We start from the raw sequence: 21,479 nt of genomic DNA, 5'->3' as shown, positions 1-21,479 counted from the left end.
CGGTTGTGATCCTTGTCATGGCGGATGCGGTTTGGTTCGCCCATATCTGGGCAATACCGGATTGAAACGGAGGTGTCCTATGAAGCCCGTTCGCACGCTCGTCTTGCTCGCGGATGACGAATCCGCCCGGTTCCTCCTGAACGAAGGGGTGGGCAAGGGTCTGAGCGAATTGTCGAAAATCGTCGCGTCTCAATTCAGCGACACGGTTGTGGAATATGCCGACCAGCGGGGCAGACAGACCGGCGGACCGGGTGATGTGGGGCGCCACGGATTTGAGCCTTCGACCTCGCTCGAACGGCAGTCACGCGAAAGGTTTGTCGGGCACGTGATGGAAGCTCTCGCGCGCCAATGGAAGAAGCTGGCGCCTGACCGCCTTGTCCTTGCCGCGGCGCCTAAGACTCTCGGGGAGCTGCGTGCCAGGCTCACCGGCGCTCCGGCCGAGGCCCTTCACGCGGACCTCGCCAAAGACCTGATCAAAATCCCGGCGCGCGATTTGCCACGGCACTTCGCGGATATCTTGCCGATGTGATCCCTCAGGCTTCGGGCAAGGCGGCGTCGAGAAAGCGGACCATGTTGCCGCCCATGACCTTGGCAATCGTGGGCTCGTCAAGGCCCGAGTCGATCAGCGCCTGCGTCAGCGCCGCGAGCTCGGAGACGTCGAAGGCTACGCGCACCGATCCGTCATAGTCGGAGCCGAGCGCGACGTGATCCTCGCCCACGATGTCGATCGCGGAGACGATGGCGCCTGCGACGCCCGCCGGCGTCTCGTCGCAGGTCACGTCCTCCCAGAAGCCGATTCCGATCAGCCCGCCTTCCTCGGCGATGGCGCGCATGAGGTCGTCGGGGAAGTTGCGGACCGTTTCGCAGTGCGACCGGATGCCGGTGTGGCTGACGACGACCGGCACGTCGACCATTTCGAGCACCTCTTCGGCGACCCTTGGGGAGGCGTGGGCAAGGTCGATGATCATGCGCTTTTCGATCATCTTCCCGACGACCGCCCGCCCGAAGTCCGTGAGCCCGTTCTCCGCCCCCGCCTCGCCGTGAAGCGATGCGCCGAGCTCGTTGTCGAAGAAATGCGTGAGACCGACAAGGCGGAATCCGGCATCGAAGAGCTTGTCGAGATTGCCGAGCTCGCCCGAGAGTGCGTGGCCACCCTCTGCACCCAGAATGCCGCCGACGACCTTTTCGCCGTTTGCCCGCCGTTCCAGCAAGTCGGCGAGATCGTCGCGGGTCCGGATGATCTTCAGCATCTCCGGGGCCGCCTTCTCGGCAGCTCTGAGCGCGTTAGCCTGAACAAGCGCGCGCTGGGTCAGGTCCTGCCACGCGTTGAGCGGGCGCAGCTGCCCGATGAAAAGCGCCGTAATATCGTCGCGCGCCTCTGCTGAGTTTTCCTGATAGTTGAGGCCAGACGGGCTTTTCGTAACGGTCGTAAAGACTTGCAGCGCGACATTGCCATCCGCAAGGCGCGGCAGATCGACATGGCCACGCTCGTATCGCTCGGTCAGGTCGCGGTTCCACAAGAGAGTGTCGGCATGCAAGTCGCCGATGATCAGCCGTTCGTGCATCGCCATGGCTGCGGGGCTGACCGGCCAGGGATCATGCTCCGTCACCGGGTTCAGGCGGTCGTCGACGAGGCCGGGGCCGAGCGAAAAGAAGGCGAGGAGCCCGATGATGATTGCGAATAGAACTAGTCTCGCAATGATCCGCCACATCGGCCGGCCTCCCCTCCATTGGCGCGAGCCTAGGACAACCCGCCTGCCGGGCATAGCCCCCGTCGAGCAGGACGCGACGTCAGCCTTCCATCGCCTCGAGTTCGTCGATCATGCCGGCGATCATGCTCAGCCCCTTGTCCCAGAACTTCGGGTCCGACGCGTCAAGGCCGAAGGGTGCGAGCAGGTCCTTGTGATGCTTCGAGCCACCCGCCTTCAGCATCTCGAAATACTTTTCCTCGAATCCCGGAAGGCCTTCCTCGTAGACAGCGTAGAGCGCGTTCACGAGCCCGTCGCCGAACGCATAGGCGTAGACATAGAAAGGCGAGTGAACGAAATGTGGGATGTAGGACCAGAAGCTCTCGTAGCCGTCCATGAATTCGAACGCATCGCCAAGGCTTTCGCCCTGGATGCTCATCCACAGCGCGTTGATGTCCTCCGGTGTCAGTTCACCCTCTTTCCGGGCGGCATGGAGCTTGCATTCGAAATCGTAGAAGGCGATCTGCCGGACGACCGTGTTGATCATGTCCTCGACCTTGCCGGCCAAGAGCACTTTCCTCTCGTTTTGGTCCTGGGCCTGCGCGAGAAGCTTGCGGAAGGTCAGCATCTCGCCGAACACGCTCGCGGTTTCGGCCAATGTGAGCGGCGTCGACGCCAGCATCTCGCCCTGCGGCGCCGCCAGCACCTGATGGACGCCGTGGCCAAGCTCATGTGCGAGTGTCATCACGTCACGCGGTTTGCCGAGGTAGTTGAGCATCACGTAGGGATGCACCTCCGTCACCGTCGGATGCGCGAAGGCGCCCGGCGCCTTGCCGGGCTTCACCGCGGCGTCGATCCAACCCTTGTCGAAGAACGGTTCGGTCAACTTGGCGAGGTCCGGTGAGAAGGCGGCGTAGGCGGAAGTCACTGTCGTGCGGGCTTCGTCCCATTTGACGATCTTTTTCATCTCGATCGGCAGGGGTGCGTTGCGGTCCCAGACCTGAAGCTTGTCGAGCCCCATCCACTTGGATTTCAGCCGGTAATAGCGGTGTGAGAGCTTCGGATAGGCAGCGACAACGGCGTTGCGCAGTGCCTCGACGACCTCGGGCTCGACATGGTTCGCGAGGTGCCGACCGTGTTGCGGCGTGGGCATCTTGCGCCAGCGATCCTCAATCTCCTTTTCCTTGGCGAGTGTGTTGTGAACGCGTGCGAAGAGCTTGACCTTGTCGCCGAATACATTGGCCAAGGCGCGCGCGCCGGCCTCGCGGCGGTCGCGTTCCTGCTCCGTGAGAAGGTTCAGCGTCGCTTCTAGGTTAAGGGGCTCCTCCTCGCCATCGACTGCGAATTCCAGCCCTGCCATCGTCTCGTCGAATAGCTTGTTCCAAGCCGAGGCTCCGACCGTCGACTGGTCGTGCAGGAACCTCTCCAGTTCGTCCGATAGCTGATGCGGCTTCATAGCGCGCATCCGATCAAAGACCGGCTTGTAGCGCCCGATATCCTTGTTGGCAGTGAAGAGCGTTTCGTAAGCTTTGTCCTCTATTCTGTTGAATTCCAGAGAGAAGAAGACCAGCGGCGTTGTGAAATCTGTTACCTTGTCCTGGCAGTCGGACATGAACTTCGCCCGCGCCGCATCAACCGTGTTCTGGTAGTAGCGCAGGCCGGCATAGGACATGATCCGCCCTGCGACTGTTTCGATCCGTTCGTAACGGTGAATGCAGTCGAGCATCGCGGCGGCGTCGAGCGACGCGAGCTTGCCTTCGTAGTCCGCCGCGAAGCCCGCACAGGCTTTGCCGAGCCATTCGAGGTCGCGTGCGACCTCGGGCGCGTCTGGCGCCGCGTAGAGATCGCTCAGATCCCATTCCGGCAGGTCGCCGAGCCCTCCGGCTGCGGCATTGGCATCGAAGACGGGGCGCGGGAGGCGGATCGGCATTTGGGGCTCCTTCTATTGGTCCGACAACAGATAGGGGCGGGGGCAACGGCAAGGCAACCCCGCCGCGGCGAGTTGATGCGAGGCAGTCGCATCGTGGCCGTTGCCGAGGCGTGTGCCAGGCCCTAGTCTCGCGACGCGTTGCGGAGGAATGCATGACGTATTGCGTTGGACTGCTGCTGAACGAAGGCATGGTGCTGCTGTCCGATACGCGGACGAACGCCGGGCTCGACCACATATCGTCCTATCGCAAGATGTTCCGCTTCGAACAGCCGGGCGAGCGCACAATCGTGATCCTGACGGCGGGCAATCTGTCCACGACTCAGGCCACGCTCGCGCGGCTCCAGGAGGAGATCGAGCATCCGGAGGCGAGTGGCGAGCGGTCCATCCTGCTGGCGCCCACGATGCTGAAGGTTGCCGAGATCATCGGCGCCTGTCTCTGGTCGGTGCGCGACGCGGTCGACCGGCGGATCAGGGGCGAGGGTCAGTTCGGACCGGCCTCGATGATCGTCGCGGGTCAGCGCAAGGGTGGTGCGATGCGAATGTTCCTGATCTACCCGGAGGGCAATTTCATCGAGGCGACGGAGGACACGCCCTTCCTCCAGGTCGGCGAGCACAAGTACGGCAAGCCGATCCTCGACCGCATGGTGCGGCCGGATACTTCGCTGGCAGACGGGCAAAAGGCGGTGCTTCTTTCGATGGATTCCACTCTACGTTCCAACCTGTCGGTCGGCATGCCTCTCGATCTTGCAACTATCCGTCGCGACGAGTGCCGGGTCGGAGAACAGCGCCGGATCGAGCCTGGTGACGCCAAATTCGCGAAGATGAGCGCTGCTTGGTCAAAAGCCCTGCAGGACAGCTTCGCGAAGATCCGGATCTAATCGCGGTTCGCGTCGAAAAGCTCCGTAGCGCGGTCGTAGAACTTGGCCCGTGTCTCGGGACATTCCATCATCAGCTCGTGCTCGGAGCTGCCCACCAGATCGAATTCCGAACCCGGCCAGCGGCCCATCCTGTCGTGGATCGCTTCGGCGTTGACGATGCGCTCCTCGGCACCGAGCACCGTGAGGCAGGGCAGGTCGGGCGAGGGGAGCTTGCGCAGCGCACGCGTCTCGCGCAGTGCCTCGCCCAGCCACTGCAGTGTCGGCCCGCCGATGGCGAGGTCGGGATGCTTCGTCAACTGGCGCTGCATGAAATCGAACATCGCCTGGTCGCGCGTGAGGAAGTTGCCCTCGAACGGCGCTTCGAGCACATAGGTCAGGGGCGAGGTCGTCGGCACCAGCTTGTGGCCCTGCCCGACGAGCGGCGCGACATGCGACAGCACCCATCCCACCGGCTTGAGAAGCGGCGGCATCTTGATGCCCCACATCGGCGCCGAAAACGTGACAGCCCGCACAGGCAGTCCCTCGTAGATCGCCCTGAGCCCGATGCAGCCTCCCATGGAATGGCCGATCAGAAAGTAGGGTTCGGGTAGTTTTTCGGCCCGCACGAACGACATGAAGGCCTGAACATCAAGCTGGTAGTCGCTGAAGCGCCCGACGTGACCCGGCGCGCGTTCGTCGATGAGGCGGTCGGCGATCCCCTGGCCGCGCCAGTCGAATGTCGCCATTGCGTACCCCCGCGCGGCGAATTCCCCCGCCGCGGGACCGTACTTCTCGACATACTCGGTGCGCCCGGAAAAAAGTAGCACGGTTCCCTTGATTCCGCCGCGCCAATGGGCCGCGCGGATGCGCACGCCATCAGAGGCCCCGAGCCAGACGCATGTCTCACCTTCCGGGGCCTCGGCCACGTCGGAGTAGAACGGGGCAGGTTCCATGCTCAGCCGAGCGCGGCCCCGAGTTGCATGGCGAGCCCCATGTCGCCGTCGACGGCTAGCTTGCCCTGCATGAATGCCGCGGTCGGGTTCACATCGCCCGACAGAATGCCTTCAAAAGTCTCGCGGTCGGAGGTCAGAGTGACATCCGCCTCTTCGTCACCCGCTCGGACGCCCGACCCGTCGACCATCAGCGCGCCTTCGCCCTCGATCACAAACTTTGCCGTGCCGGAGAACCCGCCGGGGAGTTTCTCGTTAAGCGCGGCCACGGCCGCATTCACAACATCGCTCATTCTTCCTCCAATTGTGACCGCCGGGCCTATCGCTTTCCGGCGCGGTTCGGCTACACTGTGCCCTGATATGCACGGTTTCACCACCCTCCGCAGCTTGGCATGCGCGTTATTTGCCGCAGCGTCACTGTGTTCTGCGCCGGTTTTCGCCGCTCCCGACCAACTCGAGAATCTGTACGAACAGCTCGCCGATCCCGACAACCGAGAGTGGCAGCGTGCCCAAGCGGATATTCTTCGTGAATGGTCGAAATCCGGCTCTCCGGCGATGGACCTGCTGCTGAAGCGCGGGCGCGAGGCGATGGAAGCGGGCAACCTGCAAGCTGCGATCGAACATTTCACGGCGCTGACCGATCACGCACCCCACTTCGCGGAGGGCTGGAACGCGCGCGCGACTGCCTACTATCTGGACGGCGAGTTCGGCCCATCGATCGCTGACATCCAGCGCACGCTCGCGCTTAACGACCATCATTTCGGCGCTCTTTCGGGTCTTGGCATGATGCTCGAAGAGCTTGGTCGCGACGATGATGCGCTCGAAATCTACCGGGCGGCTCGTGCGATTCACCCGCATCTGCCCAATGTCATCGAAGCCATCCAGCGGCTGGAACGCAAGACGGCGGGAACGGAACTCTAGGAGAATCCCATGGCGTCGGAGGCGAGGATCACCGCGGTCCTCGGTCCGACGAACACCGGCAAAACCCACTACGCGATCGAGCGCATGCTCGCCCACCGCACGGGCGTGATCGGCCTGCCGTTGCGGCTATTGGCGCGCGAGGTCTATGACCGGATCGTCACGGCGCGCGGGCCCTCCGTCGCCGGGCTGATCACGGGCGAGGAACGCATCATCGGTGCGCGCGCCCAGTACTGGGTCTGCACGGTCGAAGCGATGCCGACGGACATCGGCTGCGATTTCCTTGCAGTCGACGAAATCCAGCTTTGCGCCGATCCGGAGCGTGGGCACGTGTTCACCGACCGGCTGCTGAACGCGCGCGGCCTGCAAGAGACGCTGTTCCTTGGCTCGGACACGATGCGCGGCGCAGTCGCCGCCTTGGTGCCCAAGGTCCAGTTCATGAAGCGCGAGCGGTTCTCGACGCTCTCCTATGCGGGTTCGAAAAAGTTAAGTCGCATGCCCGGACGCAGCGCAATAGTCGGCTTCTCGGTCGAGAATGTGTATGCGATCGCCGAGCTGATCCGTCGTCAGAAAGGTGGCGCAGCGGTCGTCATGGGCGCACTTAGCCCACGCACCCGGAACGCACAGGTCGCGATGTACCAAAACGGCGACGTGGACTATCTCGTCGCAACGGATGCGATCGGTATGGGGCTCAACCTTGATATTGGCCATGTAGGTTTTTCTGCGACGTCTAAGTTCGACGGTCACCGGATGCGCACGCTCTTTCCGCACGAGCTTGCCCAGATCGCGGGGCGCGCAGGACGCCACATGGCGCCGGGTACGTTCGGCGTGACCGGCGAAGCCGCGCCGCTTGCCGACGAAGTCGTGGAGTCCATCGAGAACCATCGGTTCAGCCCCATCCAGCGGCTGAACTGGCGTTCGACCGATCTCGAATTCGCTTCGGTCGACCGGCTGATCGCGTCTCTGGAAGCTGCGCCAAGCGGCGAATGGCTGGCGCGGGGGCGCGAGGCGGACGACGTGCGAGCTCTCAAGTCGTTGGCCGATCTGCCGGCGATCCGCGACCGCGCCCATAACCCGCGTGAGCTACGTCTTTTGTGGGACGTCTGCCGCATCCCCGATTTCCAGGGCATCTCGCCGCAGGAACACGCCAACCTGCTGCAGCGTATCTTCGGGTTCCTTCAGGGACCCGGCCATGTTCCGGACGACTGGTTGTCGGCGCAGATCCGCCGCATCGACAAGGCACAGGGCGACATCGACACATTGTCGAAACGCTTGGCATACATCCGCACATGGACGTATGTCGCCCAGCGTTCTGGCTGGGTCACTGATGAATCCCATTGGCGGGAGGAGACGCGCGCGGTAGAAGACCGCCTGTCGGATGCGCTCCATGGCGCGCTGACGCAGCGATTTGTGGACCGGCGGACAAGTGTCCTGCTTCGCCGGCTCAAACAGAAGGAGGGCCTGGTGGCCGACGTGAACGACAAGGGCGAAGTGACGGTCGAGGGCGAATTTGCCGGCCGTCTGGAAGGATTCCGCTTCCATCTGGATGGATCGGCGACGCCCGATGCCGCGAAGACGCTGAAGCAGGCCGCCTACGAGGCGCTGAAGCCCGAATTCCACCTGCGCGCCGACCGTTTCTACAACGCGCCGGATACCGAGCTCGATTTCACCGAGCAGGGCGGACTGATGTGGGGCGCGGAAGCGGTGGGCAAGCTCGTGAAGGGCGCTGATGTGCTCAAGCCCCAGATCGAGGCGTTCGTCGACGAGGAGGCGGGCTTTGACGTTTCCGAAAAGGTGCGCCGGCGCCTGCAGCACTTCATTGACCGCAAGATCGCAACGCTCTTCGAGCCGCTAATGAACCTCAGCAGGGACGAGACGCTCGAGGGTTTGGCCCGCGGCTTCGCCTTTCGGCTGGTGGAGGCATTGGGTGTTCTCACGCGCGAGAGTGTCGCCCACGAGGTCAAGGCGCTCGATCAGGACATGCGCGGGACGCTTAGAAAGCACGGCGTGCGCTTCGGCCAGCACACGATCTTTCTGCCCGCTCTCCTTAAACCCGCGCCGACGCGGCTGCGCCTCGTGCTGTGGTCGCTTGCCGAAGGGCTCGACGAGTTCCCCGAAAGCCCGCCGCCGGGCCTCGTGACTGTGCCGAATCTTCCGGACGTGCCCAAAGGCTATTACACACTTTCGGGCTATCATCCCGCTGGCAGCCGCGCGATCCGCATCGACATGCTGGAACGGCTGGCCGACCTCCTGCGCGCCCAAGACAGCCGCGCCGGCTTCGAAACCAATCCCGACATGCTTTCGATCACCGGCATGACGCTCGAGCAGTTCGCCGACCTGATGAAAGGGCTCGGCTACAAGGCCGAGGTAGGCGAGCGCGAGAAAGTACGTGCCGAACCCGTGGCGCAGCCGACACCAGAGGGCGAAACGTCGAACCCGATTACCGAGGAAGAAGCCGCGCTTCAGACCGTGACCGAGACCGAGGTCTATTACACGTTCACCTGGGCTCCCCGACCGCGAGGCGACCGCGCCCCGAGGGCCAGGCACGGCGGGCCGGGGGGCGAGCGACGCGGCGGCAAGCCCGAGCGTGGCGGAAAGCCGCACAAGGGCAAGTCCGGGCCGAAAGGCAAGCGCGAGGAGTTCGAAAGCCGTTCGCCGAAAAAAGATCGCATCGACCCCGACAATCCCTTTGCCGCGGCGCTGATGGGCCTGCGCGACAAGATTTGAGCGGGGCGTGGCCGACGCCGACCGCATACGGATCGACAAGTGGCTCTGGCAGGCCAGGTTCTGCAAGACACGAAGCCTCGCTGCGGGGACGGTGGCGTCGGGCCGGGTGCGGATCAATGGCGAACGCAGTGTAAAGCCGGGCCGCGCGATCGGCCCGGGCGACGTTCTGACTCTCGGTCTCGGGGGCGGCGTGCGGGTGGTAAGAGTCCTGCACTGCGGCTCGCGGCGCGGTCCGGCGCCCGAGGCGCAGACGCTTTACGAGGAGGTGTCGCAAGCCGACAACGTGCCGGACTTGCCTGTCCGCGAAGAATGAATTCCCGACGCCCGCCAGCCTCGCCGGAGCCACGGTCTTTCCGCGCGCGCATCCCTTGAATGATCCCTGTTCCGGGGCTAGGTACCAGCCAGAAGCCAGAGCCGGACTGCGCCCATGACTTACGTCGTCACCGACAACTGCATCGCCTGCAAGTACACCGACTGCGTTGAGGTCTGTCCGGTCGACTGCTTCTACGAGGGCGAGAATATGCTGGTGATTCACCCCGACGAGTGCATCGACTGCGGGGTGTGCGAGCCGGAATGCCCGGCCGACGCGATCAGGCCCGATACCGAGCCCGATCTGGAGAAGTGGGTGGAGTTCAACCGGAAGTATTCCGAGATGTGGCCGGTGATCACGCAGCGGAAGGATCCGCTGCCCGACGCAGAAACGCGCGACGGAGAAACCGGCAAGCTCGACAAGTATTTCTCGGAAACGCCTGGCGAAGGCGACTGAATATTAGCGCGAATCGGTCAGGGAGCGCACCGCGGAGGTGAGTCGCTACAAGGCCGAATCAGCGCCGAATCCGTTACGCAACCGCGTTATGACGGCGCGGAATGTCGCGTTTTCACTTCCTGCATTGGTTGTGGCCCTTTCAGAATGGCCGGCTTTCTGCTATATTTTTGATACAACTGGATGAGGATGACTGCCCGTCACCGCTGCGACCCTCAGCAGCGGAGGGGTGTTCTGGCGATAAACATGATCGGACCGCATCGTAAGATCCGGCCCCCAATTCGTGTCGCCAGGGCGGACATCTTCCTATGAGGAAGGCGCTTGATGAGCAAAACAAAGAAAACTGATTTCCGTCCGAATGACTTCGTGGTCTATCCCGCTCATGGCGTGGGTAAGATCATGGCCGTCGAGGAACAGGAAATTGCCGGGCTTAAGCTCGAACTTTTCGTGATTTCGTTCGAGAAGGACAAGATGACTCTGCGCGTGCCGACGCACAAGGCACAAGAGATCGGCATGCGGCAGCTGGCCTCTCCGGATCTCGTCACGAAGGCACTCGAGACGCTCAAGGGCAAGGCCAAGGTCAAGCGCGCCATGTGGTCGCGTCGGGCTCAGGAATACGAGCAGAAGATCAACTCGGGCGACCTGATGGCGATCGCCGAAGTGGTGCGCGATCTGCACCGCACTGACGATCAGCGCGAGCAGTCCTATTCTGAGCGTCAGCTTTACGAGGCTGCGCTCGAACGGCTGACGCGCGAGGTCGCTGCCGTCGGTGGTACCGACGAGGCTGGCGCTCAGAAAAAAGTCGACGACGTTCTATTGTCGCGCGCTGCCTGAGCCGACCAAAGCAGCCAAATTAGAAAACCGCGGGGCGTGCGCCCTGCGGTTTTTTCTTGGCCGACGCGAAGCCCTGCATTCAGTCCGGCGTTCCTTCCTTGCGAAGGCCGTCTCTCAGATGCTGCAGCACGGTGGCAGCCGCTTCCAACTCTTCCTCGGTAAGGGACTGCCCGAGCCGCGCGATCACCCGCGCTTCGCGCTTGCTGACCTCCGCGAAGAGAGCGTCTCCCGATGGCGTCGGCACGACGAGCCTGGATCTCTGATGTGCAGGATTGTCCTCATACTTCGCGAAGCCCTTCTCTACCAATAGATCGGCCAGGACCTGGATATGCTGGCGCGTGACCGACTTGGCCTTGGCGATCTGCGGCACCGTTGCAGGACCATGGCGATCGAGATGCTCTAAAACCGCCCGCATCGCCGCGGTCACTCCCAGATCGACGATCATTTCGTCTGATAGCGACTTCAGTTCGTTGAATGCGCCGCGGATTTCAACGATCAGACGGTAGAGCGGGGTTCTGTGGCTGTTGTCCATCACGTGTCCGCTTCGCCTTTCCGATGCCGCGCAGTGGCAGGCTGAGCGCCCACCAGAGCGAATATGCGCGGTCGTCCTGCATCTCGTCCAGACCGATCGGCTGGCGGGCGAGTTCTTTGGGGCTCTTGGTACGGTATGTGCCAAAGAGCATGTCCCAAATTGGCAGCGTCGCGCCAAAGTTGCTTTCGGTTTCGCGCGGACGGGTGGAATGGTGGATGCGGTGCAGATGCGGCGTGACGATCAGGCGCGAGAGCCAGCGGTCGAACGTAGCGTGCAGCCGGATGTTGGAATGGCTGAAGACATTGATCGCAGCATCGGCAAGTTCATAGAGGATGACCGCGACGGGCGGTGCGCCGGTCGCGAGGATCACGCTCGCGCTGATCGGCAACTGCACCAGAAATTCGGCCGGGTGGAACCGGACGGTCGTGGAAACGTCCATATGCGTGTCCGTGTGGTGAACGCGGTGGATGCGCCAGAGAATTGGTGTCTTGTGCATGACGAAATGCACGGCCCAGCTTTGCAGGGAGAAGGCGAGGATACCGGCCGGGATCGCGACATAAGAAGCGAGGCCCAGCCGGTTCATGAGCCCGAGCCCGTCGTCGCGGGCCCAATCGGAAATGAGGAGCGACGAGACGGGAAGGGCGCCCAGAAGCATGATGTTGATCGCGGTCAGCGCCCAGTTCACCGGCCACCGCCGCCTGCGGTTGGCGCCGGCTTCGCGAAGCGCGATGCGGGTTTCAAGCAGGCCGAAGCCAGCGATGGCTCCGAAGAAGACGATGTAGAGCGCGGTATCCCCGTTGAGGCGCAGGAAGGTTTCTATAGCCGACATAGGATCCTCCTAAAGTGACAAGTATATTGTCATATATAAAGACAACACACTTGTCAATATTTAGGTGATCGGTCCGCTCACGGTGCCTGTGCTGGCGCGAAGCGGTCCTCCCACCTTGTAGGTCGGAAGGTGGGCCCCGCGCCTTCGGCGGGCGTGTTTCGTCCAAGATGAAAGTGTTACGTCGCGGCTTTGGCGTTCAGCCGGTGGAAGAGATGGGTGAAAGTCGCGGCACCCAGCACCGGGATCACCAAGTTGACCAGCGGAAGCGACAGAGGCGCGGCCATCAGCATGCCCGCGATCCAGATTTGGCCGGAGAATCTGCGACGCAGGTCGCGTGCGCCCTGGCGGCCAATCCGGCGCATGGCGGCCATCTGGAAGTATTCGCGCCCGAGTAGATAGCCGTTCACCGCCCAGAACATAAGGGGCGCGAACGGGCCCACGAAGGCGTAGAGGATGAGCGCGACGACGTTCACCACGACGAGCACGCCGAAGAAGTTGACGCTGTCGATGAGAGCGTCCATCCAGGCCAGCCGCGGCGCGGATGGAAGATCGGGGTAGTGGCGCTTTTCCACCGCCTGTGCCACGTCGTCGAGGAAAAGCCCGGTGAAGGCCGAGGCGACCGGAACCATCAGGAAGACCGACAGACCGATCATCAGAAGAATCGAGCCCCAACCGAGAAGATCCTGAACCCAGGTAACTTCGCCTACCCAAGGCAGTGTCAGTGTATCCGGCGTAAGCCAGTCCACAATCTGGACGAAGCCTGCGTAGACGGCGAACAGAAGCGCGAACGAAAGTGCGATCCCGAATGCCACGACCTTGAGGAAGCGACGGTCCGAAAGCTGCGCAAGCGCCTTCAGGAAATCCGAGAAAATCACGTGCTCACCCACTCCGTGATGTCGGCGATGTCAGGACGCGGCCGGTCGGGTGGCGCGTGCCGTTCGGTGCCTAGATGAATGACGCCCGCGACCCACTCGCCAGGGGCGAGGCGCAGCCCCTTTCGGCAAAAGTCGGGGTCGTGGACATGCCAACCTGTGAGCCAGCAGGCGCCCCAGCCTGAGGCGAGCGCGGCGTTCAAAAGGGTGACGCAGACTGCGCCGGCCGACAGTATCTGCTCTATCTCAGGCACTTTCTCGGTCGAGCGCGGCACATGGATAACCGCGACGACGAGTTCGGCGTCGGCGAACTGGCTTACGCCCTTTTCGACGCGCTCGGGCTCGATTCCGAGGATGTTGCCGCGCTTCCGGGCGAGCGTGGCGAGCCGCAAAAGCGCTGCCTTTTCAAGCACGACAAAGCGCCAAGGCACCAGCTTGCCGTGATCGGGGACACGGGCGGCGGCCGTGAGGATCGGGGTCAGCGCTTCTCGATCGGGAACCGGAGCCGTGAGGATCTTCGCCGGCCGCGACCGGCGGGTGAGAAAGAAGTCCATCGCGGCGGGGTTTGGATCGGGCATCGGCGTCTCCGTTCTTGTTCCGAACATGTCGGCTGTCGGGCTTCCGGCGTCAACCTCGAAGACGGTCATGGGATTCGGACATCCGGTTGCTGAAGGGCTTCGACTTCGGATGCGCGCGTCTGCCCGGTTCCCGCCGCGTCCGCCATGCCCTAACCTGCCCGGCGTACGCTATGAAGGGGGCCGCGCCTCGTGACCGACATCAGCCATTTCGCCCGTCCGGGCACGCAGATCCACGTCCGCGTCACGCCGTGCGCCGGCCGCAACGCGGTCGTGGCCGATGAAGGGAAGCTGCGCGTCTACGTCATCTCCGCGCCGGAAGGCGGCAAGGCCAATTCGGCGGTAGCGAAGCTACTCTCCAAGGCGATCGGAGTGCCGAAATCGCGCCTGCGGCTCGTCCGCGGCGACACCTCGCGCGACAAGGTGTTCCGGATCGAAGAATAGGGCTGCGTTTCTAGAGGCGGACGGGTCGACCGTGCGGCGTCTCACGATAAGCCCGCTCCCATGCGGCGCGAACACCCTCGAGGTCGGGCACGTCGGCAAGTCCGCGTTCGGCGACGACGCGTTCTAGCGTCTCGAGCCAGGCCGCGAAGTAGTCCGCGCCGCCGTCGAGCGGGCGGTCCCGGCCGCGGGCGGCGAGCGTCGCGCCAAAAGCCGCCGTCCAGTCCGGCCAGATCAGGTGGCCCGCCTCGTTCAGCGCGACCGTCAGCGCAAAGAGGTCCGACTGCCAGGGCTCGTCGAAACACGACGGTACGGCGGACGGGGAGACAGAAGCCGCGTTCATGCCCGCTCCAGATAGCTTTCCCAAAGGTCGAGCGTGACCTCGTCGCCCTCCCGTTCGGCGGCGCCCCACAGCGCGGCGGCGTCGAAGGCGACGGTATAGAGCGGCTCGGGCGCCTCGCCGAGCCCGTGGGCGTTCGAATCCGGCAGGACATGCGCGCCGTGGGCAAGGACGACGCGACCGATCTGACCAGCCGCATAGGCGGGCAGGCGGGTATGGCCGCCGGGGACAAAGGCGTTCCGCGCGGGCAGGCGGGCGCGCACCTTGTCGCCCGCCGCGAAGGCGGATGCCGGACCCTGTCTGGCATAGGGCACCCGCTTCGCGAGCGCAGGGGCGATCGCGTCGGCACGAACCGCGAGCGGGCTCAGCGGCTGCGATGCGGCGGTGCCGCTCGCGAGTTCCTCGCGTGTGACGAAGCCGTGGTCGACAAGGAGGTCGGCGAGCGCGGCCATCCACTTTTCGTAGTAGGTAAAGCGCGCGTAGTCTTTGGGCGGCAGGCTCTCGCGCGCGCGGCGGGAGGCGTCGATGCTCCATGCGCCAAGCCCGCCTGCCGCAAGCGTGAGCGCCAGCGCGCGCCTGTGCCAGTCCTCGGCGAAGGGCGCGGCGTCCCGCGGTTCCGGCAGGACCGGCCCGTCACCGTATCGGCCGCCCATGTCGTGGACCCGGGTCACGACCGCTCTCCGGGGCGGAGCGGCTGGCCGGTGCCGATCATGGAATCGCGCGTGACGAGGGCGGCGAGCGCCTCCTCATCCAGCCCTCCGGTTCCGTCGGGCCGCATCGGGATGACGAGGTACCGCACCTCGGCGGTTGAATCCCAGACGCGAACCTTCTGCCCCTCGGGCAGCGCCACGCCGAATTCCGCCAGCACCTTGCGCGGCTCGCGGACGGCGCGGGCGCGGTAGGCGTCGGACTTGTACCAGCCCGGCGGAATGCCGAGGAGCGGCCACGGATAGCAGGAGCAGAGCGTGCAGACGACCATGTTGTGCACCTCTGGCGTGTTCTCGACGGCGACCACGTGCTCGCCCTGGCGTCCGGAGATGCCGAGTTCGGCAATCGCCGGCGTCGCGTCGGACAAAAGCCGTTCGCGGAAGTCGCGGTCCGCCCAGGCCCGCGCGACAACCTTCGCGCCGAGATGCGGGCCGACCTTCGTCTCGTAGATCTCGATGATCGCGTCCAGCGCCGCGGGATCGACGAGGCCCTTGCGCACGAGAATGGTCTCCAGCGCCTTGACGCGCAGCGCGGGCTCGGACGGCAGGAGCGAATGCGGGTGGTCCGGATCGTCGTGCGGCATGGATGGAGTTTGATCCGCGCCGCGCGCGGTGTCCAGCGCTCCCCGACACGGCTCGGATTCAAGCCCGCGACAAGCCGGAATTGGCCGATCCAGCGCCGTCAGCCGTGGACCACGCGCGAGTCCGCTGGCGCCTCGTCCCGCCGCGACATGCCGTAGTCGCGCCGGACTTCGGCGACGCGCAGCCGGTAGTCGGCGAAGACGCCCTCGCGCCCCACCTTCTGCGTTGCCCGATGCGCGGGCCGGTTGCGCCAGGCGGTCACGGCCGCCTCGTCGCGGAAGAACGACAGCGACAAGAGCTTGCCCGGCTCGGTCAGGCTTTCGAACCGCTCGACCGAGATGAAGCCGTCATGCGCTTCCAGCTCGTCCCTGAGCGCCGCCGCGCGGGCGAGGTATTCCTCGCGCTTTCCCCCCGCCGGCACGACTTCGAAGATCACGGCGATCATTGCCGCCCTCCATGCGGAGCCGAGACGAGTTTCACGAAGCAGCGTTCCTCGCGCCAGATGAACCGTTCGGCCTGTGCGAAGGCGTAGTTCTCGCGCCCCAGCGGGTCCTCTGCGAGGCGCGCGCGATAGGCCTCGTAGGCGGCGAGGCTTTCGACGTGGTAGATCCCGTAGGTCCGCGTCGCCGACCCCTCATGCGGTGCGAAATAGCCCACGAGATCGGCGCCCGCACGCGGGATCGCCTGGCCCCAGTTCCGCGCGTAGGTCTCGAAGGCCGCGCGTTTCGCGGGGTCTATCTGGTAGCGGATGATACAGGTCAGCACGGGGTCTCCTCCTTTGCCACTCAGTCGCGCCAGAAGGGCTTCCGCGCCTCGCGTTCGGCCGCCCCGGCGCCCAGCCCGACATCGCTAAGGAGCCGAGGGCCGAGCCGGGCCAGCGCGGTTCGGCTGCGGCTGATCCGCCGCCAATGCGCGAGCCGTGCCGTGAGAGCGAAGCTGCCGTGGTGACGGAGTGTTTGGGCGAATATGGTTCTGATCGTCATGCTAACGTCCTTTCCCGATACCGTCAGTATCGCCGCTTGCCCGCCGATCATGCTTCGCTTAAGATCGAACTATGCACGAAGGGCCAAATATCGCGCGCGTCGCCGCGCTGATCGGCGATCCGGCGCGGTCGAGCATCCTCGTCGCGCTGATGCGGGGACAGGCGCTGACGGTCAGCGAACTGGCCGCCGAGGCGGGCGTCGGCCTGCCCACCGCGTCGAGCCACCTGTCGCAGCTGGAGGCCGGGGGTCTGGTCGAGCCGCGCAAGCAGGGGCGGCACAAGTACTTCACGCTCGCCTCGGACGACGCGGCGGCGGTGATCGAGGCGCTGACCGGCTTCGCGGGGGGATTGCCGAAGCCGAAAAGCCGCCCCGGCCCGCGCGATCCGGCGCTCCGGACGGCGCGGATTTGCTATAACCATCTCGCGGGCGAAAGGGGCGTGCAGCTTTACGACAGCCTCGTCGCGCGCGGCCATCTCGTCGTCGCAGCCGACGGCATGACGCTCAGCCCCGAGGGCTGGGACTTTGCCGCCGGTTTCGGCATCACGCCGGGCGACTTTGCGGGCAAGCGTCCGCCGCATTGCCGCGAATGCCTCGACTGGTCCGCGCGGCGCAGCCATCTCGGCGGGCGGCTGGGGCGCGCGTTCCTGTCGGCGCTCGAGGGCAGGGGCTGGGCGCGGCGCGTGAGGGGCACACGGATCATCGCCTTCACTTCCGAGGGCGAGCGCGCCTTCGCCAGCGCCTTTCCGGCGGGACCTCGCGCCTGACCGTCCGCGCTAGTGGTAGCCCTCGTCAGCATGCACCTTGCCCCGGAACACCCAATAGGCATAGGCGGTGTAAGCCAAGATCAACGGCACCAGTACCGAAGCGCCGACCAGCAGGAAGCCGAGGGAAGCATCGGGCGCGGCGGCGTCGGCGATGGTGACGCTCATGGGCACCATGTACGGATAGAAGCTGATGCCTAACCCTGCGAAGCTGAGGCCGAAGATCGCGAGCGTGGTGAGGAACGGCCAGGCGTCGCGCCCGCGGTTCAGGCCCCGGATGTAGAGCATCGCGGCGAGCAGTATGAGAGCCGGCACGAAAACGCTGAACAGCCCCGTCGGCCAGCCGAACCAACGGTCGAGATATTCTGGCCTGAGGAACGGGGTGATCAGGCTGACTGCGCCGATCGAGGCGAGGAAGGCGGCGCCGAGCGGCCGCGCCATACGGCGCGCACGGTCCCTGAGCGCTCCGTCCGTCTTGAGGATGAGCCATCCTGCGCCGAGCGTCGCGTAGCCGACGACGAGTGCCACGGCCGTGAGCGCCGAGAACGGCGTTGCCCAGTCCCAGTTGCCGCCCGCATAGGCGCGGCCCTCGACGGCGATCCCCTGAACGAGCGCGCCGAGCGCGATGCCCTGCGCCAGCGTGGCGACCAGCGACCCCGCGAAGAATCCCGCCTCCCAGAGCGGGCGCAGGCGACGGGTGCGGTGCACGAACTCGAATGCGACGCCTCGGAAGGCGAGACCGAGCAGCATCGCGATGATGAGCGGATAGAGTGCGGGCATCAGGATCGCATAGGCGAGGGGAAAGACCGCGAACAATCCGCCGCCGCCGAGCACGAGCCAGGTTTCGTTGCCATCCCAGACCGGTGCGATGGTGTTCATGGCGAGTTCGCGGTCCGCCCTCGATCCGAGCGCGGGATAGAGGATACCGATCCCGAGGTCGAACCCGTCGAGCACCACATAGGCGAGGATCGCGAAGGCGATGATGCCGGCCCAGACGAAGGAAAGCTCGACGCCCATCATCCGTTCCTCCCCGTTTCGCCTGCGCCCAGTTCGTCTGCGATCGCCGCCGGTCCGGCGGCGCGGTGCGGTCCAGCCTCGTCAATCTCCACCCGGTCGCGCGGCCGGTGCGACATCAGGCGCAATGCGTAGAAGGTGCCGGCGCCGAAAAGGGCGGCGTAGACCACGACGAATGCGATGAGCGACATGCCAACCGCGGAGGCATCGACGGCCGATACGCTCTCTTCGGTCCGGAGGAGGCCGTAGACCGTCCAGGGCTGCCGGCCGACCTCGGTCGTGACCCAGCCCGCGAGCACCGCGAGGAAACCGGACGGCCCCATGACGAAGGCTGCGCGGTGCAGCCAGCGGTCGGTATAGAGCCGCCCGCGCCACCGCGCCCAGGCCGACCAGAGGCCGATGGCCGCCATCGCGAAGCCGATCGCAACCATGAGCCGGAACGACCAGAAGACGATCTCGACATTCGGCCAGTCCGCGCGCGGGAAGGCGTCGAGCCCCTCCAGCGGAACGTCGGTGTGATGCGTGAGGATCAGCGAGCCGAGGAGCGGTACGGCGATCCGCGCATGGACCTCGGCCGCCTCCATGTCCGGCAGGCCGAAGAGGATCAGCGGCGCGCGGCCTTCGGGATAGCTCTCGAAATGTCCCTCCATCGCGGCGATCTTCGCGGGCTGGTGTTCGAGCGTGTTCAGCCCGTGCGTGTCGCCGGCGACGATCTGCAAGGGCGCGACCAGGAGCGCCATCCACATCGCCATCGAGAACATGATCCGGGCGCCCCGGCTGTCGGGCGTGCGCATCAGATGCCATGCGCCCGCCGCGCCCACGACGAAGGCGGTGGTGAGATAGGCCGCCAGCACCATGTGCACGAGCCGGTAGGGGAAGGAGGGGTTGAAGATGATCGCCCACCAGTCCTCCGGCACGAATTGGCCGTTCTCGGCGATCGCATGACCCTGCGGCGTCTGCATCCAGCTGTTGACGCTGAGGATCCAGAAGGCGGAGAAGAGCGTGCCCACCGCCACGACGCAGGTCGCCACGAAATGCAGGCCCTCGCCCACGCGCTTGCGTCCGAACAGCATGATGCCGAGGAACCCGGCCTCGAGGAAGAAGGCCGAAAGCACCTCGTAGCCCATGAGCGGGCCGATCACCGGGCCGGTGCGGTCGGAGAAGACCGACCAGTTGGTGCCGAACTGGTAGGACATGGTGAGGCCGGACACGACGCCCATGCCGAAGATCACCGCGAAGATCGTCTTCCACTGCTCGAAAAGCCTCAGATGGGCCTCGTCGCGCCGCCAAAGCCAGGCACCGTTGAGGACCGCGAGCCAGCTCGCGAGGCCGATCGTGAAGGCGGGAAAGATGATATGCGCCGACACCGTGAAGGCGAACTGGAGCCGGGCGAGATCGAGCGCGTCGAGGCCAGCCATCGCAGTCTCCTTCATCGGGTGACGAGGCGTCGTGCGGAAACAGTAGCGTAGCGCGACTCCCGACGCAGTTGAAGGCGGCACGACGACGTGCGTCGCCGAGTCGCGGCTCAGTCGGGATACGCCTGTGCGAGCTTGGCGAGCGTTTCGGCCAACTCCGCTGCCACGCCACCCTCAAGTCGCGTGCCAAGCGACACTTGCAGTGCCGTGCAGTAGACCGGCCACATCCGTGCCCGAACCGCCACGCCCGCCGGCGTTTGATGAACGATGAGTCCCCGCCCATCCTCCCCACAGGCGCGTTTTTCAACGTAGCCCGATGCCGCCATCCGGTCGATGAGCCGCGAGAGACCGTATTGCGGCAGAAGCAGCCGCTCCTGGAGTACGAAGGGCCGGATGCCGTCCGCTCCCGCCTTCTCGATTTCCCAAAGCGCATCATACCAGCCGAGGGGCGGCAGTCCCTCAGCCTTCAGCGCAGCTTCGATCTCGCCCTGAATGCGCGTCGTGGCACGCACCAGTCCGGTCCAGACGCCAAAAGTGGACACGTTCGGAGAGTTGCTCATAACGCTATCCGATCACATAGATGCGATTGCATCAACCTTGATTTCGCGCGCGATGTCTGTCATATATATGCAATTGCATATACATGGAGTCACGCGATGAAAGTCGAACTCTGCAAATCCGAAGACGTTCCTGCCGAAGGTACTGTCGTCCTGCCATTCTTTGGGAAAGAAGTTCACGTCTGGAGAGACAGCAAAGGCCGGGCCCGCGCCGCCGCGAATACTTGTCTGCATTTCGGCGGTCCGCTCGAAGCGCGGGGCTGCCAGCTCGTTTGTCCCTGGCACGGTGCAGCCTATGACCTCGAGACTGGCGTGAAGATCGACGGCCCCGGCCGTTCTGACGCGAAGCTTCTCTTTCTATCCACGTGTGAAGAGGACGGAGCGCTGAACTATGTCTGGGGAGAGTGAAATGCAGCGCCTGACACTGGTTAGCCATCACCTCTGCCCTTACGTGCAACGCGCTGCCATCGCGCTCGCCGAAAAGGACGTGCCGCACGAACGGATCGACATCGACCTCGCGAAAAAGCCCGACTGGTTCCTCGCGCTCTCACCGCTTGGCAAGACCCCGGTCCTGAAGGCCGGAGGTCAGCCGATCTTCGAATCGGCGGCGATCCTCGAATATCTCGAGGAGACGCGCGGACAGCCGCTTCACCCGAAAGACCCTGTAACGCGCGCGCAGCATCGCGGCTGGATCGAATACGCTTCAACTGTCCTGAGCGATATTGCACGGCTGTACAATGCGGCGGATGCCGAGGGTTTCGCCAAGCAGGCGCAAGTTCTGCATGACCGTTTTGCCAGGATCGACGAAGTGCTCGAAGAGGGTCCATGGTTTGCCGGACAGCACTTCTCGCTGGTCGACGCTGCCTTCGCCCCGGTCTTTCGGTATTTCGACGTGCTCGACGAAATCGGTGACTTCGGCATTCTCGCGGGTTATCCCCAAATCGCGGCCTGGCGGGCGGCACTCGCTGGGCGGCCCTCGGTCAGGAACGCCGTGGCGCCGGACTATCCCCAGCGGCTGAGGGATTTCTTCGCCCGGCGCGGCTCGTATCTGTCCGATCTCCTTGCCAGGCAGGGGTCGAGGGCGGCATGAATCGCTTGACGACGTCCAGCTTTGCCCTTATCCCGCGCGGACGGAATTCAGGGCGCTGCGATTGCAGGGCCCGTTGATGTTATCTGAACGCCGGGCTGAAGGCCCAAGAACAAG

Annotated in this window: 28 protein-coding genes; 11 read left to right on the top strand and 17 right to left on the bottom strand. The window is 64.6% G+C overall.

Annotated features, from left to right (window positions below; translation table 11 throughout):
* Positions 1-79 precede the first annotated feature (79 nt).
* Entirely contained in the window at positions 80-529 is a 450-nt protein-coding gene (locus tag DEA8626_RS10800; protein ID WP_108852957.1) for a host attachment protein, read from the top strand.
* A gap of 4 nt (positions 530-533) precedes the next feature.
* Here the strand turns inward: DEA8626_RS10800 and DEA8626_RS10795 are convergent, their stop codons facing one another.
* Both DEA8626_RS10795 and DEA8626_RS10790 read right to left on the bottom strand, forming a co-directional pair.
* Entirely contained in the window at positions 534-1,712 is a 1,179-nt protein-coding gene (locus DEA8626_RS10795; protein WP_108852956.1) for a dipeptidase, read from the bottom strand.
* Between the two features lie 79 nt (positions 1,713-1,791).
* Positions 1,792-3,618, bottom strand: coding sequence for a M3 family oligoendopeptidase (locus DEA8626_RS10790; protein ID WP_108852955.1), 1,827 nt, complete (start codon positions 3,616-3,618; stop codon positions 1,792-1,794).
* A 152-nt stretch (positions 3,619-3,770) separates the two neighbouring features.
* Here DEA8626_RS10790 and DEA8626_RS10785 point away from each other — a divergent pair, with 152 nt between their 5' ends.
* Entirely contained in the window at positions 3,771-4,496 is a 726-nt protein-coding gene (locus DEA8626_RS10785; protein ID WP_108852954.1) for a proteasome-type protease, read from the top strand.
* Here the strand turns inward: DEA8626_RS10785 and DEA8626_RS10780 are convergent.
* Entirely contained in the window at positions 4,493-5,428 is a 936-nt protein-coding gene (locus tag DEA8626_RS10780) for an alpha/beta fold hydrolase (RefSeq protein WP_108852953.1), read from the bottom strand. The two genes, DEA8626_RS10785 and DEA8626_RS10780, sit on opposite strands and share 4 nt — an antisense overlap.
* A 2-nt stretch (positions 5,429-5,430) precedes the next feature.
* A complete protein-coding gene (locus tag DEA8626_RS10775) occupies positions 5,431-5,718 on the bottom strand; it encodes an SCP2 sterol-binding domain-containing protein (protein ID WP_108852952.1) in 288 nt (95 codons plus the stop codon).
* Between the two features lie 262 nt (positions 5,719-5,980).
* Between DEA8626_RS10775 and DEA8626_RS10770 the strand changes: the two genes are divergently transcribed.
* The 5 genes from DEA8626_RS10770 (at position 5,981) to DEA8626_RS10750 (ending at position 10,667) form a co-directional block, all read left to right on the top strand.
* The gene (locus DEA8626_RS10770; RefSeq protein ID WP_306418098.1) at positions 5,981-6,346 is read left to right on the top strand and encodes a tetratricopeptide repeat protein; all 366 of its coding nucleotides are present in this window, start codon (positions 5,981-5,983) and stop codon (positions 6,344-6,346) included.
* A 9-nt stretch (positions 6,347-6,355) separates the two neighbouring features.
* Positions 6,356-9,070, top strand: a complete 2,715-nt coding sequence (locus tag DEA8626_RS10765; protein WP_108852950.1) for a helicase-related protein — start codon at positions 6,356-6,358, stop codon at positions 9,068-9,070.
* 7 nt (positions 9,071-9,077) lie between these two features.
* Positions 9,078-9,383 (top strand): RNA-binding S4 domain-containing protein, encoded by a 306-nt coding sequence (locus tag DEA8626_RS10760; protein WP_108852949.1) that lies wholly within the window; start codon positions 9,078-9,080, stop codon positions 9,381-9,383.
* Positions 9,384-9,497: 114 nt separating this feature from the next.
* A complete protein-coding gene (fdxA, locus tag DEA8626_RS10755; protein WP_108852948.1) occupies positions 9,498-9,836 on the top strand; it encodes a ferredoxin FdxA in 339 nt (112 codons plus the stop codon).
* A gap of 321 nt (positions 9,837-10,157) precedes the next feature.
* Positions 10,158-10,667, top strand: a complete 510-nt coding sequence (locus tag DEA8626_RS10750; protein ID WP_108852947.1) for a CarD family transcriptional regulator — start codon at positions 10,158-10,160, stop codon at positions 10,665-10,667.
* A 79-nt stretch (positions 10,668-10,746) separates the two neighbouring features.
* On the opposite strand, the gene DEA8626_RS10745 is transcribed toward DEA8626_RS10750, so the two are convergent.
* The 4 genes from DEA8626_RS10745 to DEA8626_RS10730 all read right to left on the bottom strand — a co-directional run bounded on the left by DEA8626_RS10745 (position 10,747) and on the right by DEA8626_RS10730 (position 13,478).
* Positions 10,747-11,199, bottom strand: coding sequence for a MarR family winged helix-turn-helix transcriptional regulator (locus tag DEA8626_RS10745; RefSeq protein ID WP_108852946.1), 453 nt, complete (start codon positions 11,197-11,199; stop codon positions 10,747-10,749).
* Complete coding sequence (locus tag DEA8626_RS10740) at positions 11,156-12,028, bottom strand: sterol desaturase family protein (RefSeq protein WP_108852945.1); 873 nt, start codon at positions 12,026-12,028, stop codon at positions 11,156-11,158. Before DEA8626_RS10740 ends, DEA8626_RS10745 begins: the two co-directional genes overlap by 44 nt.
* A gap of 176 nt (positions 12,029-12,204) precedes the next feature.
* Positions 12,205-12,900: an EI24 domain-containing protein gene (locus DEA8626_RS10735; protein ID WP_108853428.1), complete on the bottom strand. Its 696-nt coding sequence runs from the start codon at positions 12,898-12,900 to the stop codon at positions 12,205-12,207.
* Entirely contained in the window at positions 12,900-13,478 is a 579-nt protein-coding gene (locus DEA8626_RS10730; protein WP_108853427.1) for a nitroreductase family protein, read from the bottom strand. The genes DEA8626_RS10735 and DEA8626_RS10730 overlap by 1 nt, the downstream gene beginning before the upstream one ends.
* Before the next feature lie 189 nt (positions 13,479-13,667).
* Here DEA8626_RS10730 and DEA8626_RS10725 point away from each other — a divergent pair, with 189 nt between their 5' ends.
* The gene (locus DEA8626_RS10725) at positions 13,668-13,919 is read left to right on the top strand and encodes a DUF167 domain-containing protein (RefSeq protein WP_108852944.1); all 252 of its coding nucleotides are present in this window, start codon (positions 13,668-13,670) and stop codon (positions 13,917-13,919) included.
* A 10-nt stretch (positions 13,920-13,929) separates the two neighbouring features.
* On the opposite strand, the gene DEA8626_RS10720 is transcribed toward DEA8626_RS10725, so the two are convergent.
* The 6 genes from DEA8626_RS10720 to DEA8626_RS10695 form a co-directional block, all read right to left on the bottom strand.
* A complete protein-coding gene (locus tag DEA8626_RS10720; RefSeq protein WP_108852943.1) occupies positions 13,930-14,259 on the bottom strand; it encodes a nitrile hydratase accessory protein in 330 nt (109 codons plus the stop codon).
* Positions 14,256-14,927, bottom strand: coding sequence for a nitrile hydratase subunit beta (gene nthB / locus DEA8626_RS10715; protein WP_108852942.1), 672 nt, complete (start codon positions 14,925-14,927; stop codon positions 14,256-14,258). Before nthB ends, DEA8626_RS10720 begins: the two co-directional genes overlap by 4 nt.
* Positions 14,924-15,547 carry a nitrile hydratase subunit alpha gene (gene nthA, locus DEA8626_RS10710; protein WP_108852941.1) on the bottom strand — a complete coding sequence of 208 codons (624 nt, stop codon included), beginning with the start codon at positions 15,545-15,547 and terminating at the stop codon, positions 14,924-14,926. Before nthA ends, nthB begins: the two co-directional genes overlap by 4 nt.
* A gap of 98 nt (positions 15,548-15,645) precedes the next feature.
* Positions 15,646-15,990, bottom strand: a complete 345-nt coding sequence (locus DEA8626_RS10705; RefSeq protein WP_108852940.1) for an antibiotic biosynthesis monooxygenase family protein — start codon at positions 15,988-15,990, stop codon at positions 15,646-15,648.
* Positions 15,987-16,310, bottom strand: coding sequence for an NIPSNAP family protein (locus DEA8626_RS10700; RefSeq protein ID WP_108852939.1), 324 nt, complete (start codon positions 16,308-16,310; stop codon positions 15,987-15,989). Before DEA8626_RS10700 ends, DEA8626_RS10705 begins: the two co-directional genes overlap by 4 nt.
* A 20-nt stretch (positions 16,311-16,330) precedes the next feature.
* Complete coding sequence (locus DEA8626_RS10695; protein WP_108852938.1) at positions 16,331-16,528, bottom strand: DUF1127 domain-containing protein; 198 nt, start codon at positions 16,526-16,528, stop codon at positions 16,331-16,333.
* A 71-nt stretch (positions 16,529-16,599) separates the two neighbouring features.
* Here DEA8626_RS10695 and DEA8626_RS10690 point away from each other — a divergent pair, with 71 nt between their 5' ends.
* Complete coding sequence (locus DEA8626_RS10690) at positions 16,600-17,292, top strand: ArsR/SmtB family transcription factor (RefSeq protein ID WP_108852937.1); 693 nt, start codon at positions 16,600-16,602, stop codon at positions 17,290-17,292.
* Between the two features lie 9 nt (positions 17,293-17,301).
* On the opposite strand, the gene cydB is transcribed toward DEA8626_RS10690, so the two are convergent.
* The 3 genes from cydB to DEA8626_RS10675 all read right to left on the bottom strand — a co-directional run bounded on the left by cydB (position 17,302) and on the right by DEA8626_RS10675 (position 20,278).
* Positions 17,302-18,309 (bottom strand): cytochrome d ubiquinol oxidase subunit II, encoded by a 1,008-nt coding sequence (cydB, locus tag DEA8626_RS10685; RefSeq protein WP_281261491.1) that lies wholly within the window; start codon positions 18,307-18,309, stop codon positions 17,302-17,304.
* The gene (locus DEA8626_RS10680) at positions 18,306-19,721 is read right to left on the bottom strand and encodes a cytochrome ubiquinol oxidase subunit I (RefSeq protein WP_108852936.1); all 1,416 of its coding nucleotides are present in this window, start codon (positions 19,719-19,721) and stop codon (positions 18,306-18,308) included. The genes cydB and DEA8626_RS10680 overlap by 4 nt, the downstream gene beginning before the upstream one ends.
* A gap of 107 nt (positions 19,722-19,828) precedes the next feature.
* On the bottom strand, positions 19,829-20,278 hold the full coding sequence (locus DEA8626_RS10675; RefSeq protein WP_108852935.1) for a MarR family winged helix-turn-helix transcriptional regulator: 450 nt from the start codon (positions 20,276-20,278) through the stop codon (positions 19,829-19,831).
* Positions 20,279-20,374: 96 nt separating this feature from the next.
* Here DEA8626_RS10675 and DEA8626_RS10670 point away from each other — a divergent pair, with 96 nt between their 5' ends.
* On the top strand, positions 20,375-20,683 hold the full coding sequence (locus DEA8626_RS10670; protein WP_108852934.1) for a Rieske (2Fe-2S) protein: 309 nt from the start codon (positions 20,375-20,377) through the stop codon (positions 20,681-20,683).
* Position 20,684: 1 nt separating this feature from the next.
* Complete coding sequence (locus DEA8626_RS10665; protein ID WP_219929186.1) at positions 20,685-21,365, top strand: glutathione S-transferase family protein; 681 nt, start codon at positions 20,685-20,687, stop codon at positions 21,363-21,365.
* The last annotated feature ends 114 nt before the right edge of the window (positions 21,366-21,479 follow it).

Origin of the sequence: Defluviimonas aquaemixtae, from assembly GCF_900302475.1 — a bacterium.
GTDB classification, from domain to species: Bacteria; Pseudomonadota; Alphaproteobacteria; order Rhodobacterales; family Rhodobacteraceae; genus Albidovulum; species Albidovulum aquaemixtae.
This window is presented reverse-complemented; position numbering and strand designations above follow the sequence as displayed.

Coding starts and splice junctions, on each gene's coding strand:
- DEA8626_RS10675 (WP_108852935.1), bottom strand. CDS start 20,278: ATGAGCAACTCTCCGAACGTGTCCACTTTTGGCGTCTGGACCGGACTG.
- DEA8626_RS10705 (WP_108852940.1), bottom strand. CDS start 15,990: ATGATCGCCGTGATCTTCGAAGTCGTGCCGGCGGGGGGAAAGCGCGAG.
- fdxA (WP_108852948.1), top strand. CDS start 9,498: ATGACTTACGTCGTCACCGACAACTGCATCGCCTGCAAGTACACCGAC.
- DEA8626_RS10765 (WP_108852950.1), top strand. CDS start 6,356: ATGGCGTCGGAGGCGAGGATCACCGCGGTCCTCGGTCCGACGAACACC.
- DEA8626_RS10665 (WP_219929186.1), top strand. CDS start 20,685: ATGCAGCGCCTGACACTGGTTAGCCATCACCTCTGCCCTTACGTGCAA.
- DEA8626_RS10795 (WP_108852956.1), bottom strand. CDS start 1,712: ATGTGGCGGATCATTGCGAGACTAGTTCTATTCGCAATCATCATCGGG.
- DEA8626_RS10695 (WP_108852938.1), bottom strand. CDS start 16,528: ATGACGATCAGAACCATATTCGCCCAAACACTCCGTCACCACGGCAGC.
- DEA8626_RS10730 (WP_108853427.1), bottom strand. CDS start 13,478: ATGCCCGATCCAAACCCCGCCGCGATGGACTTCTTTCTCACCCGCCGG.
- DEA8626_RS10800 (WP_108852957.1), top strand. CDS start 80: ATGAAGCCCGTTCGCACGCTCGTCTTGCTCGCGGATGACGAATCCGCC.
- DEA8626_RS10680 (WP_108852936.1), bottom strand. CDS start 19,721: ATGGCTGGCCTCGACGCGCTCGATCTCGCCCGGCTCCAGTTCGCCTTC.
- DEA8626_RS10750 (WP_108852947.1), top strand. CDS start 10,158: ATGAGCAAAACAAAGAAAACTGATTTCCGTCCGAATGACTTCGTGGTC.
- DEA8626_RS10670 (WP_108852934.1), top strand. CDS start 20,375: ATGAAAGTCGAACTCTGCAAATCCGAAGACGTTCCTGCCGAAGGTACT.
- cydB (WP_281261491.1), bottom strand. CDS start 18,309: ATGATGGGCGTCGAGCTTTCCTTCGTCTGGGCCGGCATCATCGCCTTC.
- DEA8626_RS10785 (WP_108852954.1), top strand. CDS start 3,771: ATGACGTATTGCGTTGGACTGCTGCTGAACGAAGGCATGGTGCTGCTG.
- DEA8626_RS10775 (WP_108852952.1), bottom strand. CDS start 5,718: ATGAGCGATGTTGTGAATGCGGCCGTGGCCGCGCTTAACGAGAAACTC.
- DEA8626_RS10690 (WP_108852937.1), top strand. CDS start 16,600: ATGCACGAAGGGCCAAATATCGCGCGCGTCGCCGCGCTGATCGGCGAT.
- DEA8626_RS10740 (WP_108852945.1), bottom strand. CDS start 12,028: ATGTCGGCTATAGAAACCTTCCTGCGCCTCAACGGGGATACCGCGCTC.
- nthA (WP_108852941.1), bottom strand. CDS start 15,547: ATGCCGCACGACGATCCGGACCACCCGCATTCGCTCCTGCCGTCCGAG.
- DEA8626_RS10720 (WP_108852943.1), bottom strand. CDS start 14,259: ATGAACGCGGCTTCTGTCTCCCCGTCCGCCGTACCGTCGTGTTTCGAC.
- DEA8626_RS10790 (WP_108852955.1), bottom strand. CDS start 3,618: ATGCCGATCCGCCTCCCGCGCCCCGTCTTCGATGCCAATGCCGCAGCC.
- DEA8626_RS10780 (WP_108852953.1), bottom strand. CDS start 5,428: ATGGAACCTGCCCCGTTCTACTCCGACGTGGCCGAGGCCCCGGAAGGT.
- DEA8626_RS10745 (WP_108852946.1), bottom strand. CDS start 11,199: ATGGACAACAGCCACAGAACCCCGCTCTACCGTCTGATCGTTGAAATC.
- DEA8626_RS10770 (WP_306418098.1), top strand. CDS start 5,981: ATGGACCTGCTGCTGAAGCGCGGGCGCGAGGCGATGGAAGCGGGCAAC.